An 18105-nucleotide genomic window follows, 5' to 3' on the forward strand; every position below is an offset into this window, starting at 1 on the left:
CGAGAGATCAGGCCTTCATGGCATCGGCCGTGATCTCCAGGCTGCGCAAACGCAAGTCGGCGTCATACACATCGCTGACGATCATGAACTCATCCGCCTGGGTTTCATCGGCCAGCTTCTGCAGCCCTTGCTGCACGGTGTCGGGGCCGCCAATCACGCCTGCGGCCAGAAAGTCGGCAATGGCGGCCTGGGAGCGTGCATCGAGCTGTTGCCAGAAGTTCTCCACAGGTGGCAGCAGGCGGGTGCGGTTGCCGGTCAGAATGCCCAGAACGCGCTGATGGGTGCTGCTGGCCAGGTAGTCGGCTTGCTCGTCGGTTTCTGCCGCGATGACAGGCACGCCGACGATGGCATAAGGCTTGGCCAGCGCGGCGCTGGGCTTGAACATCTGACGGTAGATCGCGAGCGCTTGGTGCAGCATGCGCGGCGCAAAGTGCGAGGCAAAGGCGTAAGGCAGGCCCAAATGAGCGGCCAGCTGGGCCGAGAACAGGCTGGAGCCCAGCAGCCAGATGGGCACGTTGGTGCCTGCGCCGGGCATGGCGATCAGGCGCTGGCCTTCTTGCGCCTCACCCAGCAGATGTTGCAGCTCCTGCACATCACGCGGAAAGTCTTCCTCGCTTTCCACCCGGTCGCGGCGCAGTGCGCGCATGGTGGGGCCATCCGTGCCGGGCGCGCGGCCCAGACCCAGGTCAATACGGCCGGGGTAGAGCTCGGCCAGCGTGCCAAAGGCCTCGGCCACGACCAAGGGGGCATGGTTGGGCAGCATGATGCCGCCCGAGCCCACGCGAATCGTTTGCGTCGCACCGGCGATATGACCCACCAGCACAGCCGTCGCAGAGCAGGCAATGCCAGGCATGTTGTGGTGCTCAGCCAGCCAGTAACGGGTAAAGCCCAATTTCTCGGCATGCTGCGCTGTGCGCACTGCAATGTTCAGTGCATCAGCGACTGTGCCGCCTTCGCGTACGGCGACCAGGTCCAGCATGGACAGATTGACGTTGTTCAGAGATTTCATGGTGATGAATTCTTTATGATTTTGATAGCTTCTTGCGCTTGATGAATCAGCGCTTGCGACCGATTTCACGTCCAAATACCACGGCGACCAGCACGCCCCAGACCAGCAGCACGCCGGCGATGGCGTAGTAGGTGGTGCCCGCCTGCATGGCAAAGACTGAGCCCAGCAGGGCCACCAGTGCGGCCATGCGAATCATGCGGCGCAGCTGGCCGACAGGAAAGCGACTCTTGAGCTGGAAAAGGACGGCAAAGCTGATGACGGCCAGCGCTATCAACAACAAGAACAAATCGCCGCCATAGGGCTGGACAGAGGTGCGGAGGTTTTCAAGCATGGGTTCATTGTTGCAAAGCCGAAAAAGGCTTTGCACGCTCAGGCCATGAAAGTCCGCTACCCAGTCCTGTGACTCAGTCCCGCGTCACCCGCATCACTTCGGCGGCCGTGGTGATGCCTTCGCGCACCAGGCGTTCGCCATCCTCGCGCATGAGCTGCATGCCTGAGGCCTGCGCGGTTTCGCGGATTTCGGCTTCGCTGGCACCACGGTGAATCTGGGCGCGAATGGTGTCGTCGACCACCAGCATTTCAAAAATGCCGGTACGGCCTCTGTAGCCACTGGGCTCGCTGTGATCCACCTTGCGCACCAGCCGCTGTGCCAGCACGCCCAGAAGCGATGAGGACAGCAGGAAGGGTTCGACCCCCATGTCTATCAGGCGCGTCACGGCGCTGGGCGCATCGTTGGTGTGCAGTGTGGCCAGCACCAGGTGACCGGTGAGCGAGGCCTGAATGGCGATCTGCGCGGTTTCAAAGTCGCGGATTTCGCCAATCATGATGACGTCCGGGTCCTGACGCAGCAGGGCGCGCAGGGCCTTGGCAAAGGTCAGGTCGATCTTGGCATTGACCTGTGTCTGGCCCACGCCTGCCAGCTCATACTCGATGGGATCTTCCACCGTCATGATGTTGCTGTGGCTGGCGTCCATGCGCTGCAGCGCGGAGTAGAGCGTGGTGGTCTTGCCCGAGCCCGTGGGGCCGGTAACGAGCACGATGCCGTGGGGCTGGGCCATCAGGTGGGTGAAGCGTTCCAGCGTCTGGCCCCCCATGCCCACGGCTTCCAGGCTGAGCTTGCTCTCGCTCTTGTCCAGCAGGCGCAGCACGGCGCGTTCGCCATGGGCGCTGGGCAGGGTGGAGACACGCACGTCAATGGCACGTGTGCCCAGTCGCAGGCTGATGCGGCCGTCTTGCGGCAGGCGCTTTTCGGCAATATCCAGGTCGGCCATGATCTTCAGGCGACTGATCAAGGCGGCGTGCAGGGCGCGGTTGGGCTGCACCACTTCCCGCAGATCACCATCGACGCGAAAGCGCACGCTGGAGTGGCGCTCGTAGGGCTCGATGTGAATGTCCGAAGCACCATCGCGCGCAGCTTGTGTGAGCAGGGCGTTGAGCATGCGGATGATGGGTGCGTCGTCTGCGGTCTCCAGCAAGTCTTCGACGGCGGGCAGTTCTTGCATCATGCGGGTCAGGTCGGCATCGGACTCGACTTCGCTGACCACCATGGCGGCGCTGGAGTCGCTTTGCGCATAGGCCGCGCTGATGCGGTGCGCCAGCGCGCCGCTGTCCAGCACCTGCCAGCGCTGCACGGCGTGCTTGCGCTGTACTTCCGAGAGGGCTGACCAGTCGGGCTGGGGGCTGTGCCAGAGCACGGGCTCTGATCCATCATCTTCAATCAGCAACTGACTGCTGCGGGCAAAGCCATAGGGCAGTGGATAGCGCATGCGTGGCCTTTGCTTACAGCGTGCCGGGCTGCACAGTCGCCGGTGCCACGGGCGTAACGGTGACGGGCTGACCGTTCACGGTGGGGTGGCCGGGGCGCGAGAAGTCCACCAATTCGGGCTTGGCACCGGGCACGATGACGACATTGGGCTGAGTCACGGGTACGCCGCCGTTCATGCTTGGCAGCAAGGGTGCAGCGCTGACATTGCGCATCAGCAGGTTGGGATCAGGCTGAGAGGTTTGCTGCACGCCGCGAATCGCCTCGTAGCGGTCTTGCGAGAACTGGCTGGTGGAGCTGGCATCGCGCAGCACCGTGGGGCGCAGGAAGACCATCAGATTGGTCTTTTTGCGGGAGCGCGCCGTGTTGCGAAACAGGTTGCCGATCAAGGGGATATCGCCCAGCAACGGCACGCGCTCCTGCGTCTGGCCGTACTCGTCGGCAATCAGGCCGCCCAGCACCACGATGGCACCGTCTTCCACCAGCACATTCGACTCAATGGAGCGCTTGGTGGTGGTGGGGCCGGAAAGAGCGGTGGAATTGTTGGATTTGACCGCAGAGTTTTCTTGATAGACGGCCATTTTGATGGTGCCGTTTTCGTTGATCTGCGGACGAATCTTGAGCAGCGTACCCACGTCCTTGCGTTCGTAGGTGGTGAAGGGATTGATGGAGCCGTTGGCGCCCGCCGTGTTGGTGTACGAGCCGGTCGGGAAGGGTACGTTTTCGCCCACCATGATGCTGGCTTCTTCGTTGTCCAGCGTCATCAGATTCGGAGTGGAGAGGATGTTGGTGTCGCCATCACCCTGCATCAGATTCACCAGCGCACCCAGGCTGGTGTTGCCATTGACGGTCTGGGTAAAGCCCAGGTTCATGCCCTTCATGCCACCAATGGCTGCGGCCTGACTGTCCGTGAGTGCCGTGCCGGTAACGAGATTGCCCACGGCTCCGGCGACGCCAAAGATGTTGGGAATGCCGTTGATGGACGTGCCATTGCCCAGTACGCCTAGTACGCGGCCATTGTTGCGAATGATGGAGCTCCACTGCACGCCCAGCTGTGCGGCCTTGTCGGCCGAGACTTCGACGATCAATGCCTCGATCAGCACCTGCGCACGGCGGCCATCGAGCTTGTCGATGACGGTGCGCAGCTGACGGTACAGCGGGCCGGGTGCGGTGATGATGAGGGAGTTGGTTGTGGGGTCGGCCTGAATCAAACCGCCGGTGGATGGTTGCTGAGCCGTGCCAAAGCGTGAGCTGGGGCCGGTGTTGCCGCCGCCAAGGCCCACGGTGGCGCTGCCATCTGTGCCGCGTGAAATAGTGGCTTGCCCCATGGAGGGTGTGCCGGTGGCCGATGCATTGGTCATGCCCGCCTGGCCGCCCAGTGCCTGGCTGGCGCTGGGTTGCGCGCTGATGGCGGCGCGCAGCGTGGCGGCCAGCGAGACGGCGTCTGCGTTCTTCAGGTACACCACATGGATGTTGCCGTCGTCGCCATTGCCCGTCATGGCAGGCTGGTCGAGGCGCGCAATCAGCGAGCGGATTTGCGACAGCTTGGCCGGATTGGCGGCACGAATCAGCACCGAGTTGCTGCGCGGCTCGGCCAGGATGGAGGTGCGAAAACCGGTGTCCGCCTGGCCTGCTGCAGCGCCTGCGGCGGCCTGCAAGGCACTGCCGGTGGCTGAGCCTCCGTCGATCAGGCGGTTGACCAGCGCCACCATGTCGCTGGCCATGGCGTGGCGCAGTGGCAGTACTTCTACATCGGTGGCGTTGGAGACATCGGTGCTGGCAATGATGCGCGAGATGCGCTGCAGGTTATCCGCGTAGTCGGTGATGACCAGCGAGTTATTGCCGGGGTTGACGTTGATGGTGTTATTGGGGCTGATCAGCGGGCGCAGCACAGGCACCAGGTTGCTGGCGTTTTCGTAGTTGAGCTTGAAGATCTGCGTGACGATGCCAGCGCCGCCAGGATTGCCGCGGCCCACGGCCACTTCATGGGTCTGCAGCTTGGCATCGGCTTCGGGGATGACCTTGAACAGGCCTGCGGACTCCACCACTGTAAAGCCCTGCATGCGCAGTGCGGCCAGATATTGCTGGTAGGCCGTGGCAGGCGATACAGCCTTGTCGGTCAGCAGCGTGATCTGGCCTTTGACGCGCGGATCGACCACCACGTTGCGGTTGGTAATGGCGGCCATGGCGCGCGATACGGCTTCAATATCGGCGTTGGTGAAGTTCAGCGTGACGGGCTCGCCGGGTCGCAAGCTAGGCGTAGTTTGAGCATAAATAGTGCTGCTGGCGCATACCAGTAATGCGGCGGCAGCTATTGATTTAAGAGTACTACGCTGAGTCATAGATCAACCAAAAGTGATGATGGAGCGTGTGCCTTGGCGGCGCCCCAGAATATTGAGCAGATTCGACAGGGCGGCTTCGCGCTCGGGGCTGGCAGAAGCTTCGCCGTTGAAGTGCAGACGGGAGCCTACCCACTGGCCCTGACCGCTAAGGTGCAGGTCGCCATTGAGAGTAGACAGATGGAGTTGGGCGTTGTCACCGCCCTGAATATCGAGCCGATAGCTGCCCAGTGGCTTGAGCGGTGATAGGCGCGAAGACACTGCCAGTGCTTCCAGCCGGGTCAGCCCCTGACTGGTGGCGCGGCCCGCGCGGTATTGCAGCACCAGCCCGCTGGTGGACAGGCGCAACTGGCCTTGCAGAGCCACAGTATTCCACGGTGTCCCAAGCCCGGCCAGCATGTCGGCAGGCAGTTGCAGCGCGCTGTCGCTCACGCGCAGCGTCATGGCATTCCAGCCCGGTGTGAGCTGGGCCAGCACTGGGGTGCTGGTGCAGCAGTCGCTTTGCAGAGTCAGGCTGGCGCTTCCAAAACCGGGGCGCAAAGTCCAGCTCAGGCGGGTGGGCAGGGTGGTCGCGTCGCGACTGTCCTTGCCACCCGTCAGCACCAGGCGGGCCGATCCATTCCAGACCGTACCGCGTGCTTCTTGTAGCTGTACCTGGCCTGCGGTAGCGGATTGCACACCCGCCGCCAGCCATGCCGCAGGCGCGAAGATGGCACCCGTTAGCAAGCCACCCAGCAGCGCACCACCAATCGCCCAGCGGCGCGGCGAATGCCGCGCGCCCAGCCCGCGCGGCGGGTGTGCAGTTTGGCTGGAAAAACGTGATGACCGCAGGCTCATGACAAGGGATTAATTGGGCGCGCCTGCAGAACCGGGAAGGTCCAGCAGTAAATTGCCGCTCCAGCGTGTGCTGGCTGAGGCGTCTGTAGCATCCTCGGGGGCTCGGTTGAGCTTCATTTCCGCGACGGATGCATGGCTGTTGTCACGCACTTGGCTAAGCCAGCGGGCCAGCGCGGGCGCGTGGGCATTGGCGAGCGTGACTTGAGCGCGATTGCCCAGCCATTGCATTTGCGCCGTGGCGGGCATTTCGGTTTTGATGGATTGCTCCAGCTGCGTGCGCACATCGGTGTTATTCGCTTGCGGCTGCTGGCGCAGCAGCTCGGCCTGTGACTGCATTTGCAGCATGGCCTGCAGCTCGCGGTCTGCGGCGGCGTGCCGGGCAGGTGCGGTGCGCAGGCTGTGCAGTGCGGGCGCCAGTGCCACCCACCAGACCAGTGCCAGCAGCACGACAGTGCCAGCAATCAACACCAGATTCTGTTCACGCTGTGCGAGGCTTGCCCAGCGCTGGCGTAGTGGCGCAAGCGCGGTATTCAAGGCGTTGTCTTGCTTCATGGATGGGTCTTTGCGCTGAGGATGAGGTCAGCGCCTTCACGCTGCAGCTGGTAGCCGCTGGCTTCCAGGCTTTGCTGTGCGTCGCTCAATGCTTCGGGGTTCAGGTCGAGTCCTGTGATGCGCAGTTGCTTGTCCTGATACTCCAGGCTTTTGGCGTTGGGCATGCTGCTGATGGTGGCGCTGGCGGCCAGCAGGGCTTCCAGGTCAGCGGCAGAGAGCGCGCCAGAGTTGCTGCGCAGCATATCCAGCTCGCGCTGCATTTGCACGGGTGCATCCACAATCACGGGCACACGCGGGAAGGTGGTTTGCAGCACCTGCTTGGCTTGCAGCTGGCGCTGTGCGATGGCGCGATTTTCTTTGAAGGCCCAGGCGTTCATGCCTATGAGCTGGGCCACGATTGCAATGCCGGCAGCCCAGCGCGCGGCGCGCCATTGGGGGGCTTTGGCAACGCTTTGCCAGGCATCCAGCAAGCGGCGCCTAGCGCGGGTGCTGCCGCCCAGATCCAGATCAAACTGCGCCAGATCACCGGTGTAGCTTGCGCTTTGTAGCAGGCGCTGCGCAGCGGTGAAGATGTTGACGGGGTGCTGCAAGGCCTCTGCCGCGCGGGCGAGCTGGGGCTCGGCCAGCACGGGCAGGTCTGCTGGCAGGCGCGATAGCAGGGGGTGCAGCAAGCTGGCATCGGCACGCAGCGGCAGGGTGGCCAGCGAGCTTCGTCCATCCAGCCCGGTCACGCTGAGTTGGGCGTTGCCGTTGTCGCCCCATAGCAGCAGCTGTGCGCTGGCGCTGGGCCATTGCTCGGGCACCAGCCGGTTGGCGACATGGCCGCTGCTTTCCAGCAGTTGCAGATGTGATTGCAGCCATGGCTTGTCGCAGGCGGCAACCCAGTAGCTCTGACCTCCCGGGGCGGAGTCCAGTGCCAGGTGCAAGGTGGATGCGTCGTCGAGCAGCTTTTCTTCCAGCAAACCTTCAAGCACGGCGCGCACGCGCGCTTGCTGGCGGCGGCTTTGCACGTTCAGACCCGGCGGCAGGGTGATGCTGTGCCAGGAAAGGCGGCTGACAGGGATGACGGCAGTGACTTGATTCGTGCGGCCCGAGGCGGGCAGCAGAGTCGCGTTGGCCTGGCCGCTGCGCTCAGCGCTTTGACCATCGTCGCTGACGATGTAGAGATATTCTGCGGCGGAGTGTGCGAGTTCCGCTGGCAGCTGTATTAGCAATGTGCTCATGGAGGATGCCGCATTCTATGGGGGGGTTATGACGGCGTGGTGTCAGGGTCTCGGAACTGTGGGCATGCCCCAGTCGGCACGCTCCTGCCAGAGGGTGTTGACGTTCATGCTCTTGCGTTCAATCAGTGAGCGCTGACTCAAGATGTTTTCCCCGAGGCGCAGTCGTCCGCGCGCTTCAAAGTATTCAGTGATGACGGAATGCGAGCTCGAATTGAATGCGCCGGCCATGCCAATGGCCGTGCCAGCCGCATTCAGAGATTTCAAAGGCGATGTGTTGCGTAATTGCACCAGCTGATTGGCGCGGGCCCAGTCTAGGTCCGTAACACTGGCCCAGATCACTTCTGCACTGGCCGTGTTGATGTTGACCGAGGTGCGCTGAGGCAGCAAGGTGACATAGGGCTCGATGCGGGCAATGGTGCGGGCATCAATTCCCAGCCAGCCCAGCTGGCCCACGGTGCGCGGCATCAATGGCGCGGACTGTGACTTGTTGAGCGAGGCTTGCTGCAAGGCCGTGGCGATCTGCATGACAGTGCTGCCGGGCAGGCCCAGTCGCTCGAAAAGGCGCATGAATGGCAGGAGATCTTCTTCCGAAATCTTCTTGTCTTGACCGCTCAGCAGATTCAGCAGATTCAGGCGGGACTGCAGATCGATGATTTCGCCGGAGAGAAACGCATCCTGCACATCGGCCATTCCATCATCGACTTGGCTGATATTGTTCTTGGCGGCCAAAAAGGTGGACAGGCGCGCTTCCTGCAGCGGCACGGCCCAGGGCTCGCCTAAGTGATCAATCGGGTTGCTGCGGTTGGCGCGAGAATCTTCCTGCAGCACTACACGCGACCAGTCCTGCGCGCCCAGCAGCAGCCAGTTGGCCTGCACGCGGTTGCGCTCTGCTGTTTCAATCTCCACATCACGCCACTGCTGCCATAGTGCAGCCGATGCCAGCGTGGCGACCAGCACCACCGTCAGCATGGCTGCCAGCAGAGCCGCGCCATGCTGAGGCGATCGCTGTGCGCGGGAGGCGGCCGGGGTCAGAGACGCCAAGCGAGTGCCGCCTCGCGGCGAAGGCGTCGTCCCCTTTGGGGGAAGAAGCGAAGCGACACAGGGGGTCATGATCGTGAGTTAGAGCGAAGCGGGTTGACCCAATCCACCGTCATCACGCCATTCAGCGCTTTGCCGGCGGGCAAGGTGAGTTCGATGCGAATGCCATCGGGCACCGTGGGCATGGCGGTGGCGCCGTTGGCATTGCTGGCGCTGCTCTGGTCGCTGGAGAGCGGATTGGTCCACGCATTGCTGCGGTAGTAGTACACGCGCCACAGATCCAGCGGCAATAGCACGGTTTCTCGGCGCATCTGGTCGCTCGATGGGTTGCGGCCCCATTGGGCGGCCTGACTCCATGCGTCATTCCATTCACTGGCGGTGCGTGCGGACAGCGACTGCCAGCGCACCCACTGCTGCAGTCCGTCCACATTGCGGCGGCTCCAGGCCACGACCAGTGCGCCGTTGTCGTTGGCGGCGCTGGTCTTGCGGGTCAGGCGCAGCACCTGCCCATCCCAGTCCAGCACCTGGCGGCCTTGTAGCGGCATGAGGGCGTTGAGGTCGGCATTCCACTGGGCCATTACGGTCTGCATGATGGCGTGCTGATCGCCTTGCTCGCGCGTCACTTCCTGCGTGCGCAGCATGCCATCAATGCCGCGCCAGCTCATGATGGACAGCAGCGCCATGGCCGCCATTGCGACCAATAGCTCAATCAGCGTAAAGCCCAGATTCTTGGTGCGCATGCTGCTCATGATTCAGTAGCGGCCCACAATCGTGGAGACACGCAAGATGGCGGAGGATTCGGAGAAAACCTGGGCATCCACACGTCTGAAGCTGGGGTTGGGTGTGGGTCGCACGCTGACTTGCACCTGCATCTGCCGACCGGCCTGCTGGCAGTTGGTGGAGGTGTCGCCCACTGCAGGCATCTGGTTGAAAAGGCGCAGCCGAACCAGCTCATTTTGTGCACAGAGCTGGGCGAGGATCACATCGGACTGGCGCTGGGCATTGCGCGTGAGCGCGCTGCTGGCCTGCAGACCCGCCAGCAGGGTGACGCCGACGATGCCGACGGCGACCAGCACTTCAATCAGCGTAAAGCCGCGCTGCTTCATTGCGCCACCTGCACATTCTGAATGCTGAAGGGGCGCAGGCCGTCTGTGCTCAGTTGCAGTGGCGCGGAGTTGCTGCCGGGCAGCGACAGGGTAATGCTCTGGCGGGGAATCAATGGCTCTGGCCCTAGCACCACGGGCGTGCTGGGCTGAATCTGCACCGCAGTCTTGAGCCACTGCGTGGGCATTTGTACATTGGCAGGCAGACCCTCGAAGCGGAAGCCTTGAGGCATGGGTCGCCAAACGACCAGTGCACCATTGGTGCGTGCTTGCGCGCGGGCAGACTCCAGCAGTGTGGCGAGCCGCTGGGCTTCGCGCTCCAGTTGCTGCTCGCCGCTGTCGCGAATAGCCAGGCTCACGCCAGCCGTCGCCAGCGCCATGATGGAAATCACGACCAATAGTTCAAGCAGCGTGAATCCCGCAGATTTGATGCGCGCCATGGGCAGAGAGGTCACTAGCTGTGCGCTAGTGGCAGGACGGTTTCAGACGATGGGCTGGTGTGAGTTTTCGTCGCCGGGCCGCCCCAAGACGAAAACCGGCCAAAGCCGGTCAGGACCCCCTCGGGGGGCAGCGACCACACAAAGTGAGGGAGCGTGGGGGTAGACGTCATTGCCAACTGCCAATATCCGCATCCTTGCCTTCGCCACCGGCCTTGCCGTCACCACCAAAAGACATGATGTCGATGGGGGCCTTCACGCCGGGGTTCAGGTACTGATAAGCATTGCCCCAGGGGTCGTTGGGCAGCTTTTCCAGGTAAGGCTTCCAGTTCTGCGGCGCGGGGCCGGAGGTGGGCTTGGCCACCAGTGCTTTCAGGCCTTGCTCGGCGGTGGGGTAGCGCTGGTTATCGAGGCGATAGAGTTTGAGTGCCTGATTGATATTGGCGATGTCGGTCTTGGCGGCAGTCACGCGCGCATCGTCGGCGCGGTCCAGCACATTTGGCACGATGAGTGCGGCCAGCACACCAATGATGACCAGCACCACCATCAGCTCAATCAGGGTGAAACCGCGCGATGCAGCGTGGCGGATAGCAGACAGTGAACGGTGGCGATGAGATGTCATGTAGCTCTGTACTAGAAACGCAATACTGGGCCATCATAATCGTCCAATGCGAACGCAATCTTTCAAACTTGCTCAGGGCAGCTCCATGCCCGTCAAACTCACGACCTTGCTGCTGTGGGCTGCCGCCGCTGCGGTGGTGGTTTTCTGGGTGCTGCGATTCACCGGCAGTGCCAGTGAGCAGTTGCCTGTGATTTCTCCAGCACAGCCGGTTCAGGCCAATGCCCAGGCAATCGCCAAGGCTTTGGGAGCCGTTGCTTTGCCTGCTGTGGCGGCCGCGCCGGTAGCCAGCCGTTATTCGTTGCTGGGTGTGCTGGCGGGCAATGAGTCTGGCGGCGGCGCAGCGGTGATTGCCGTTGAAGGCAAAGGCAGCAAGGCCGTGCGTGTGGGTGAGGCGGTAGACGAAGGCTTGATTCTGCAATCCCTGGCTGCGCGTGAAGCCCGCCTTGGCCCGGTCAACGGCCCGGCCACTACCGTGTTGCAGCTGCCCAAGCCGCCCATCGCGGCATTCAACTGAGCGCGATCTGCACCCACTGCCCATAGGCGGGGGCGGGCAACGTCCACTCATGGCTTTGCGGCAGCTGCTGGCCATGCTGCACCAGCCATTGCACGCAGCGCGCGACGCCGGCATGGCAAATCCAGACGACATGAGCGCTTGGGTTGCGGCGGGCATCGTCCAAGGCTTGTGATACACGCTGCAGCATCTGCACCAGAGACTCTCCATCGCCGGGAGCATGCCGTGCCAGGTTCTTGGCCCAGGCGCTGATGGCGGATTCGCCAATGTCATCCCAGCGCTGACCTTCCCAGTGGCCGAAGTTCATCTCCAGCAGACGTGTGTCGGGTGTTGCAGTGAAATCAGGCTGTAGCGCTTTCAAATCAAGCGCTAGTTGCTCACATCTTTGTAGTGGCGAGTGCCAGAGCTGCAAATCACCCCGCAGCGGCAGCAAGGCCTTGTGAAGCGCCTGTGCGGCTTGCCGGGTGGCCTGTGCATCGGCCGCCATATCCAGACGGCCATAGCAGCGGTCTGTGTCAATCAGCGGGCGAGCATGGCGCACCAGCCACAGTGTTTTCACAGAACAGGCCTCAGTACATGAACGGCGACCGCCAGCAGCACCGCCAGCTCGTTGAGCTGCTGGCAGGCACCCAGGCAGTCGCCCGTCATCCCGCCCAGACGTTTGCGCAGCCAGCGCTGCAGCAGCCAGGTCGTCACGCTGCAGGCGATGGCAATCTTGAGAATCAGCCAGCCGGAGCCGAACCACCACAGCAGCGCCACGATCGGCAGAGTCCATAGCGCGCCGGTGATGAGGCCGCGCCAGCCCAATTGTTGGCCCGCAACGTTCAGCGTTTTGCTGCTGGCAGCCAAGCCGACATGGGCCAAGTTGTGCATCAGCACCAGGGGCGCAAAACGAGAGAGCACATGCATGGCTACGGCCAGAATGACCGCAGGCACAGGCCCCCAGTAAGGTGTCATTTTGTCCAGCACGGTCGCCAGCAGTACCACCTTGGTCAGCAGTGCCATCACCAGCGCCATCACGCCATACGAGCCAAGGCGCGAGTCTTTCATGATCTCGAGCGCGCGCTCAGCGGGCACAAAGCCACCCAGCCCATCGGCCACATCGGCCAGTCCATCTTCATGAAACCCGCCCGTCAGCCACAGCGTGCCTGCCGTGCTGATGAGTGCGGCCAGCAGCGGTGTCCAAGGTGAGCCAGGCAGCAACCACAGCACCAGAGTCACTAGCGCAGCCGCCCACAGCCCCACCAGCCAGCCCACGCCCGGCAGATGCGCGGCACTGGCACGCTGCATCTCAGCGCTCCAGCCCACCCAGGCCGCCAGCCGTCCGGTGACGGGGATGCGGCTGAAGAACTGTATGGCCAGCAGATAGTGACGCAGGGCTTGCATGAATATCAAAAAAGTGAGCTTCTAGCGATCGTGGATAAAGCGCTAGAGGACTTTTTTACTTCAAGAAAAGTTGATAGGCCGGGTTGTTGGTTTCTTCCACCCACGGGTAGCCCAGGTTCTTCAGGAAGGCGTCGAACTTCTTGCTGTCCTTGGGCGGCACCTGCATGCCGACCAGAATGCGGCCGTAGTCCGCGCCCTGGTTGCGGTAGTGGAACAGCGAGATGTTCCAGGTGGGCGCCATCAAGCTCAGGAACTTGAACAGCGCACCGGGGCGTTCGGGAAAGACAAAGCGCAGCAGGCGCTCTTCCTGCGCCAGGGGCGAATGGCCGCCCACCATGTGGCGCAGATGCTCCTTGGCCATTTCGTCAAAGGTCAGGTCAATGGCGTCAAAGCCGTTCTTCTGGAAGTTCTTGCAGATCTTCTCGCTCTCACCCCTGGTCGGCGTTGTCAGGCCTACAAACACATGGGCCTTGTCCTCGTGGCTGATGCGGTAGTTGAACTCGGTCACATTGCGCGGGCCGCCGGGCAGCTTGCCCACCACCTCACAGAAATGCTTGAAGCTGCCGCGCTCTTCGGGGATGGTGACGGCGAACAGGGCTTCGCGCTCCTCGCCCACCTCGGCGCGCTCGGCCACAAAGCGCAGGCGGTCGAAGTTCATGTTCGCGCCGCTCAGGATGGCGGCGTAGGTCTCGCCCTTGGTCTTGTTCTTGGCGACGTACTGTTTGATAGCGGCGACGCCCAATGCGCCCGAGGGCTCGACAATGGAGCGTGTGTCGGTAAAGATGTCCTTGATGGCCGCGCAGACGGCGTCGGTGTCCACCGTCACATAGTCATCCACCAGGCCTTGGGTGATGCGGAAGGTTTCCTCTCCCACCAGCTTCACGGCCGTGCCGTCGGCGAACAGGCCCACATCGGCCAGTTCCACGCGCTCGCCGGCCTGTACCGACTGCATCATGGCGTTCGAGTCTTTGGTGTGCACGCCAATCACTTTCACATCGGGGCGCACGGCCTTGATGTAATTGGCAATGCCGGCAATCAGGCCGCCGCCGCCAATCGGCACAAAAATGGCGTCCAGGCGCTGGCTTCCCAGCTTTTGCAACTGGCGCAGCATTTCCATGGCGATGGTGCCTTGGCCTGCAATCACATCGGGGTCGTCAAAGGGGTGGACAAAGGTCAGGCCCTCGGTCTTTTGCAGCTTGATGGAGTGCTTGTAGGCGTCGGAATAACTGTCGCCCATCAGTACCACTTCACCGCCCAGCGCGGCCACGGCATCCACTTTGACTTGCGGGGTGGTGGTCGGCATCACGATGACGGCACGGCAGCCCAGCTTCTTGGCGCTTAGCGCCGTGCCTTGCGCGTGGTTGCCAGCGCTGGCGCAGATCACACCCTTTTGCAGCTGCTCCGCCGTCAGGTTTGCCATCTTGTTATAGGCGCCGCGCAGCTTGAAGCTGAATACGGGCTGCTGGTCCTCGCGCTTGAGCAATACCTTGTTGTGCAGGCGGCGGCTGAGATTCTTGGCAATATCCAGGTCCGACTCCACGGCCACGTCGTAGACGCGTGCATTGAGGATGCGAGTCAGATAATCGGCAGGGGTGAGGGCTTGAGTCATGGTGCAATTCAGAAGCAGTGCACCAGAGCCAGAGCAATCAGTCAGCCGGGTGCAGGGAAGCCGATCATGATAGGCGCTTGCTTGCTGCGCTGCAGTACTCACTCGAGAAGAACACCCTGTTGGTCTACGAGCTTGCGCTGCGCAGGGACGAAAAAAAGCCCCTAGCTAAGAAGCTAGGGGCTGAATCCACCATTAGAGGAGGTGGAGGAGACAAATGGTGCGATACAGATCAGGACTTTCCAGTAATCTGCAGTCTGCCTGCGGGTTTGACCTAGCAGGTAACGCTTGGTTGTATTGTATGTGATGTGTTTTTATCGTGCAAAAAAGATTCGGGTTTTTCTGGATTTGATGCAGAATTGCAACAGTTTCAAGAGGATGCAGCAATGGAATGCACAGTAAGTTGGACAGGCGCAACGACCGGTATGCGCTCGGGCATGGGCTTTGTGGCGGAGACCGGTAGCGGTCATATCGTCAATATGGATGGCGCGCCGGATGAAAAAAATCCTGCCAATGGCGGCCGCAATCAGGCACCTCGCCCCATGGAAATGCTGCTGGCAGGTGCGGGTGGTTGCACGGCTTATGACGTGGTGCTAATCCTCAAGCGTGGCCGCCACGATGTGAAAGGCTGCAGCGTGCAGCTGACATCCGAGCGTGCAGAGACCGACCCCAAGGTCTTCACCAAGATTCACATGCAGTTCACCGTTAGCGGCAAGAATCTGCCTGCCGGCGCGGTGGAACGTGCGATTGCCATGAGCCATGACAAATATTGCTCGGCCACCATCATGCTGGGCCATACGGCTGAGATTACGACGGGTTTCGAGATCGTTGAAGCCTGATAGGCGCTTCGGACACCGCAACTCATAAAACACCAACGGGCCTAAGCGGCCCGTTTTTCATGGGTGAAGCTGTTTTATATACGGTGTGCCGTCGTAGTCATGACTTTGGCGGCAACGCGCATCAGGCCTTGCACCAAAGGCGGCAATTGAATCGCGCCTTCCTCAATCGCCGCGGCGGCGTGGCGCTCTTCATCGTCCTTCATGCGCTCAACAACTGCGCGAGAGGCCTGATCTTCCTCGGGCAGGCGGCCCAGATGGCTTTCTAGATGCGCAGAGACCTGATTTTCTGTCTCGACCACAAAACCCAGGCTGGTAGCGTCGCTGACTTTGGCTGCAATCGTGCCAATGGCAAACGCGCCAGCAAACCAGAGCGGGTTCAGCAGCGATGGGCGATCGCCCAGCGCATGCAGGCGCTCACGCGTCCAGGCCAGGTGGTCCATCTCTTCACGCGCGGCATGCAGCAGGTGCTCACGCAGCTGCGCATCCTTGGTCACCATGGCCTGAGCGCTATAAAGTGCCTGTGCGCAGACTTCGCCCACATGATTGACTCGCATCAAGGCGGCAGACAGCTTGCGCTGCTCATCGCTCAAATCGGCTTCGGCAATACCGGTGGCAGGCGAGCGCTCGGCGGCGATCGGATCGGCAAACAAAGTGCGAAGAGCTGCATCGGCAGCGGTCAGAAATTGATCCATGGAAAAAACTCGGAGCGGTGCCTGATGGCGCCAATGTGCGTAAGGTACACCAGAGTGCCTCATCCGCCATTTGTGCTGGGGCAATACCAAGCGGGAACCCTTAAGGGAGTACCCAAGAGGGCGTCTTGGTGGTTTGTTGCGGTGCTGCAACGAAAACGCGCCGAATCGAGCCTTTTTGGGGGAATTCCTTTGCGCTGGGTGCGGTGGTCTGGTGCAATAGACCCAACTTCCCCACCAGGAGGTTGGCGCGGGAAACCGGTGGAGCTCGAGGCTCAAGTCTCTCTTACATAGAACCGGCGCCCTTCTAAACCTTGGAGTAACTCGTAATGAAAAAATCCCTGATTGCCCTGGCAGTGCTGGCCGCTTCTGGCGCCGCAATGGCTCAATCTTCCGTGACCTTGTTCGGTATCGTTGACACTGGCGTTTCCTACGTGAACAACGCCGCTGGCGATGTGAACAAGTACGGCGTGCACAGCAGCGGTAACCAGACTAGCCGTCTGGGCCTGCGCGGCACTGAAGACCTGGGTGGCGGTCTGAAGGCTGGCTTCTGGCTGGAAGGCGAAATCTTCGGCGACAACGGCAATGCTTCTGGCTTGGACTTCAAGCGCGAATCCACAGTGCGTCTGTCTGGCAACTTCGGTGAAGTTCGCCTGGGTCGTGAAACAACTCCCACTTTCCGTGCTGGTCTGAAGTATGACCTGTTCGGTGCTACTGGTATCGGCCAGAACATGGGTTACAAGGCATGGTCGACTGTTGGTGGTGCTTATGGCGCCGACGACAACACCATCCGTGCGAACAACATGGTGTCGTACTCCTCCCCTAACATGGGTGGTTTCACCGGTAACATCAGCTATGCTTTCGACGAAAAGCAAGGCGCTAACAATGTTGGCCGTTACATCGGCGGTAACGTCGGTTACGACAATGGTCCTCTGAGCGTGACTGCTGCATACGGCACACTGGCTGGCGCTACCAACGGTGATCGCGACGAGTACTCTGTCGGTGCTGGTTACAACTTTGGCGTTGCCAAGGTTGTTGGTCTGGCTCAGCAAATCAAGTACAAGCCTAGCGTTGGTTCCAACGCTAAGTTCACTAACTACCTGCTGGGCGTGTCCGCTCCCGTGGGTGGCGTGGGTGAAGTGAAGGCTCAATACGCTTTCTACGACCAGCAAGGTGATGCCAAGGCTCACCAAGTGTCCCTGGGTTATGTGCACAACCTGTCCAAGCGTACAGCTCTGTACGGCACTGTTGCTTACCTGAAGAACCAAAAGGGTTCGCAGATGAGCCTGAACGCCAAGGGCGTGAACAACAGTGTTGACACTCGCACCAACCTGAGCGGTCTGACAACTGGCGCTAACCAAACTGGCGTGCAAGTTGGTATTCGCCACGCTTTCTAATCAATTGCTGGTGTAAGCCAGTAACTGTTTAAAAGCAAAAGGCCTGTCGAAAGACAGGCCTTTTTTGTTTTCTCAGAGTTAAGCCTGAAAGGGTAATTGCCGAGGGGTTTGCCTTGGCAGGGAAACGCCTGTGTTGTGCCTGCGCCAAAGATCACGCGGTGGGATAAAGCATTTCTAGAATGAAATTTCCACCAACTGTTTGTGATCAAAGTGAGGGGCGACGCAATGACATCTTCGTTTGTAAAAAAATCATTGGTTTTGGCTGTGCTGGGCACTCTGGGAAGCTTGGCATACGCACAAAGCAGCGTACAGCTATATGGCATTGTGGATGCGGCAATTCGTCACACGAATAATGAGGGAGCCAATAAAAGCGGGCTGACAAAGATGATTGGTGGCGGCATGTCTGAAAGCCGCTGGGGTATTAATGTGAAGGAAGACCTGGGTGGTGGTCTATCTGCGATTGCCAACCTGGAAAATCGTTTCTGGACGGATTCCGGTTCTTCAAGCACCGCTCAACCTTATTTTGCTCAGTCATGGGTTGGCTTGCGCAGCAGCAGTTTTGGCCAGATCACCATGGGTCGTCAATACAACGTGCTGTTCGATTTGGTGACCTCTACGTATGCATCGTTCCCATATTCGCCTTATATGGATGCCTACAAACCTGAAATTGGCATGTCTCTAGGGGCTCGTGCAAACAATATGCTGAAGTACGTGGCTGAGTTTGGCCCCGTACGAGCTGGGCTGCAGTATTCCTT

20 protein-coding genes are annotated in these 18105 nt (G+C 61.0%); 4 read left to right on the forward strand and 16 right to left on the reverse strand.

Going from position 1 to position 18105, the window contains the following annotated elements; genetic code table 11:
* Positions 1-7: 7 nt before the first annotated feature.
* From HF327_RS14695 to gspG, 12 genes are all read right to left on the reverse strand, one after another.
* Positions 8-1009, reverse strand: coding sequence for an LLM class flavin-dependent oxidoreductase (locus tag HF327_RS14695; protein WP_198460877.1), 1002 nt, complete (start codon positions 1007-1009; stop codon positions 8-10).
* Positions 1010-1055: 46 nt separating this feature from the next.
* Complete coding sequence (locus HF327_RS14700; RefSeq protein WP_099738818.1) at positions 1056-1340, reverse strand: hypothetical protein; 285 nt, start codon at positions 1338-1340, stop codon at positions 1056-1058.
* 73 nt (positions 1341-1413) lie between these two features.
* Complete coding sequence (locus HF327_RS14705; protein WP_198460878.1) at positions 1414-2775, reverse strand: GspE/PulE family protein; 1362 nt, start codon at positions 2773-2775, stop codon at positions 1414-1416.
* Positions 2776-2788: 13 nt separating this feature from the next.
* The gene (gene gspD, locus HF327_RS14710) at positions 2789-5113 is read right to left on the reverse strand and encodes a type II secretion system secretin GspD (RefSeq protein ID WP_198460879.1); all 2325 of its coding nucleotides are present in this window, start codon (positions 5111-5113) and stop codon (positions 2789-2791) included.
* Positions 5114-5116: 3 nt separating this feature from the next.
* Positions 5117-5947, reverse strand: coding sequence for a type II secretion system protein N (gene gspN, locus HF327_RS14715; protein WP_198460880.1), 831 nt, complete (start codon positions 5945-5947; stop codon positions 5117-5119).
* A gap of 9 nt (positions 5948-5956) precedes the next feature.
* Entirely contained in the window at positions 5957-6499 is a 543-nt protein-coding gene (gene gspM, locus HF327_RS14720; protein ID WP_198460881.1) for a type II secretion system protein GspM, read from the reverse strand.
* Positions 6496-7722 (reverse strand): type II secretion system protein GspL, encoded by a 1227-nt coding sequence (gspL, locus tag HF327_RS14725; RefSeq protein ID WP_198460882.1) that lies wholly within the window; start codon positions 7720-7722, stop codon positions 6496-6498. The genes gspM and gspL overlap by 4 nt, the downstream gene beginning before the upstream one ends.
* A gap of 42 nt (positions 7723-7764) precedes the next feature.
* Complete coding sequence (gspK, locus tag HF327_RS14730; RefSeq protein WP_236024207.1) at positions 7765-8691, reverse strand: type II secretion system minor pseudopilin GspK; 927 nt, start codon at positions 8689-8691, stop codon at positions 7765-7767.
* A 137-nt stretch (positions 8692-8828) separates the two neighbouring features.
* A complete protein-coding gene (locus tag HF327_RS14735) occupies positions 8829-9509 on the reverse strand; it encodes a PulJ/GspJ family protein (RefSeq protein ID WP_198460884.1) in 681 nt (226 codons plus the stop codon).
* Between the two features lie 3 nt (positions 9510-9512).
* The gene (gene gspI / locus HF327_RS14740) at positions 9513-9866 is read right to left on the reverse strand and encodes a type II secretion system minor pseudopilin GspI (protein WP_198460885.1); all 354 of its coding nucleotides are present in this window, start codon (positions 9864-9866) and stop codon (positions 9513-9515) included.
* The gene (locus HF327_RS14745; protein WP_099739106.1) at positions 9863-10303 is read right to left on the reverse strand and encodes a prepilin-type N-terminal cleavage/methylation domain-containing protein; all 441 of its coding nucleotides are present in this window, start codon (positions 10301-10303) and stop codon (positions 9863-9865) included. The genes gspI and HF327_RS14745 overlap by 4 nt, the downstream gene beginning before the upstream one ends.
* A gap of 166 nt (positions 10304-10469) precedes the next feature.
* Positions 10470-10922, reverse strand: coding sequence for a type II secretion system major pseudopilin GspG (gspG, locus tag HF327_RS14750; protein WP_198460886.1), 453 nt, complete (start codon positions 10920-10922; stop codon positions 10470-10472).
* A gap of 46 nt (positions 10923-10968) precedes the next feature.
* Here gspG and HF327_RS14755 point away from each other — a divergent pair, with 46 nt between their 5' ends.
* Complete coding sequence (locus HF327_RS14755; protein ID WP_198460887.1) at positions 10969-11436, forward strand: general secretion pathway protein C; 468 nt, start codon at positions 10969-10971, stop codon at positions 11434-11436.
* On the opposite strand, the gene HF327_RS14760 is transcribed toward HF327_RS14755, so the two are convergent.
* Genes HF327_RS14760 through ilvA form a run of 3 tightly spaced genes read right to left on the reverse strand, consistent with a single transcriptional unit; the run spans position 11429 to position 14428 of the window.
* Positions 11429-11992: a histidine phosphatase family protein gene (locus HF327_RS14760; protein ID WP_198460888.1), complete on the reverse strand. Its 564-nt coding sequence runs from the start codon at positions 11990-11992 to the stop codon at positions 11429-11431. The two genes, HF327_RS14755 and HF327_RS14760, sit on opposite strands and share 8 nt — an antisense overlap.
* Positions 11989-12819, reverse strand: coding sequence for an adenosylcobinamide-GDP ribazoletransferase (locus HF327_RS22120; RefSeq protein ID WP_198460889.1), 831 nt, complete (start codon positions 12817-12819; stop codon positions 11989-11991). Before HF327_RS22120 ends, HF327_RS14760 begins: the two co-directional genes overlap by 4 nt.
* A 55-nt stretch (positions 12820-12874) precedes the next feature.
* The gene (gene ilvA, locus HF327_RS14770) at positions 12875-14428 is read right to left on the reverse strand and encodes a threonine ammonia-lyase, biosynthetic (RefSeq protein WP_198460890.1); all 1554 of its coding nucleotides are present in this window, start codon (positions 14426-14428) and stop codon (positions 12875-12877) included.
* A 383-nt stretch (positions 14429-14811) separates the two neighbouring features.
* Between ilvA and HF327_RS14775 the strand changes: the two genes are divergently transcribed.
* Positions 14812-15264 (forward strand): OsmC family protein, encoded by a 453-nt coding sequence (locus tag HF327_RS14775; RefSeq protein ID WP_198460891.1) that lies wholly within the window; start codon positions 14812-14814, stop codon positions 15262-15264.
* Positions 15265-15338: 74 nt separating this feature from the next.
* Here HF327_RS14775 and coq7 read toward each other — a convergent pair whose 3' ends face one another.
* Positions 15339-15956: a 2-polyprenyl-3-methyl-6-methoxy-1,4-benzoquinone monooxygenase gene (coq7, locus tag HF327_RS14780; protein ID WP_198460892.1), complete on the reverse strand. Its 618-nt coding sequence runs from the start codon at positions 15954-15956 to the stop codon at positions 15339-15341.
* 326 nt (positions 15957-16282) lie between these two features.
* Between coq7 and HF327_RS14785 the strand changes: the two genes are divergently transcribed.
* Positions 16283-17350: a porin gene (locus HF327_RS14785; protein ID WP_198460893.1), complete on the forward strand. Its 1068-nt coding sequence runs from the start codon at positions 16283-16285 to the stop codon at positions 17348-17350.
* A gap of 225 nt (positions 17351-17575) precedes the next feature.
* Positions 17576-18105: porin (locus HF327_RS14790; protein WP_198460894.1), on the forward strand; the 530-nt coding region annotated here is incomplete at its 3' end.

Origin of the sequence: Comamonas suwonensis, from assembly GCF_012844455.2 — a bacterium.
GTDB lineage: Bacteria > Pseudomonadota > Gammaproteobacteria > Burkholderiales > Burkholderiaceae_C > Comamonas > Comamonas suwonensis.

Excerpts from the sequence above, each read along its gene's own strand:
- HF327_RS14775 (WP_198460891.1), top strand. The coding sequence starts at position 14,812 with ATGGAATGCACAGTAAGTTGGACAGGCGCAACGACCGGTATGCGCTCG.
- HF327_RS14745 (WP_099739106.1), bottom strand. The coding sequence starts at position 10,303 with ATGGCGCGCATCAAATCTGCGGGATTCACGCTGCTTGAACTATTGGTC.
- gspD (WP_198460879.1), bottom strand. The coding sequence starts at position 5,113 with ATGACTCAGCGTAGTACTCTTAAATCAATAGCTGCCGCCGCATTACTG.
- HF327_RS14700 (WP_099738818.1), bottom strand. The coding sequence starts at position 1,340 with ATGCTTGAAAACCTCCGCACCTCTGTCCAGCCCTATGGCGGCGATTTG.
- gspL (WP_198460882.1), bottom strand. The coding sequence starts at position 7,722 with ATGAGCACATTGCTAATACAGCTGCCAGCGGAACTCGCACACTCCGCC.
- coq7 (WP_198460892.1), bottom strand. The coding sequence starts at position 15,956 with ATGGATCAATTTCTGACCGCTGCCGATGCAGCTCTTCGCACTTTGTTT.
- gspG (WP_198460886.1), bottom strand. The coding sequence starts at position 10,922 with ATGACATCTCATCGCCACCGTTCACTGTCTGCTATCCGCCACGCTGCA.
- HF327_RS14785 (WP_198460893.1), top strand. The coding sequence starts at position 16,283 with ATGAAAAAATCCCTGATTGCCCTGGCAGTGCTGGCCGCTTCTGGCGCC.
- HF327_RS14695 (WP_198460877.1), bottom strand. The coding sequence starts at position 1,009 with ATGAAATCTCTGAACAACGTCAATCTGTCCATGCTGGACCTGGTCGCC.
- HF327_RS22120 (WP_198460889.1), bottom strand. The coding sequence starts at position 12,819 with ATGCAAGCCCTGCGTCACTATCTGCTGGCCATACAGTTCTTCAGCCGC.
- gspK (WP_236024207.1), bottom strand. The coding sequence starts at position 8,691 with ATGCTGACGGTGGTGCTGGTCGCCACGCTGGCATCGGCTGCACTATGG.
- HF327_RS14705 (WP_198460878.1), bottom strand. The coding sequence starts at position 2,775 with ATGCGCTATCCACTGCCCTATGGCTTTGCCCGCAGCAGTCAGTTGCTG.
- gspM (WP_198460881.1), bottom strand. The coding sequence starts at position 6,499 with ATGAAGCAAGACAACGCCTTGAATACCGCGCTTGCGCCACTACGCCAG.
- ilvA (WP_198460890.1), bottom strand. The coding sequence starts at position 14,428 with ATGACTCAAGCCCTCACCCCTGCCGATTATCTGACTCGCATCCTCAAT.
- HF327_RS14755 (WP_198460887.1), top strand. The coding sequence starts at position 10,969 with ATGCGAACGCAATCTTTCAAACTTGCTCAGGGCAGCTCCATGCCCGTC.
- gspI (WP_198460885.1), bottom strand. The coding sequence starts at position 9,866 with ATGAAGCAGCGCGGCTTTACGCTGATTGAAGTGCTGGTCGCCGTCGGC.
- gspN (WP_198460880.1), bottom strand. The coding sequence starts at position 5,947 with ATGAGCCTGCGGTCATCACGTTTTTCCAGCCAAACTGCACACCCGCCG.
- HF327_RS14735 (WP_198460884.1), bottom strand. The coding sequence starts at position 9,509 with ATGAGCAGCATGCGCACCAAGAATCTGGGCTTTACGCTGATTGAGCTA.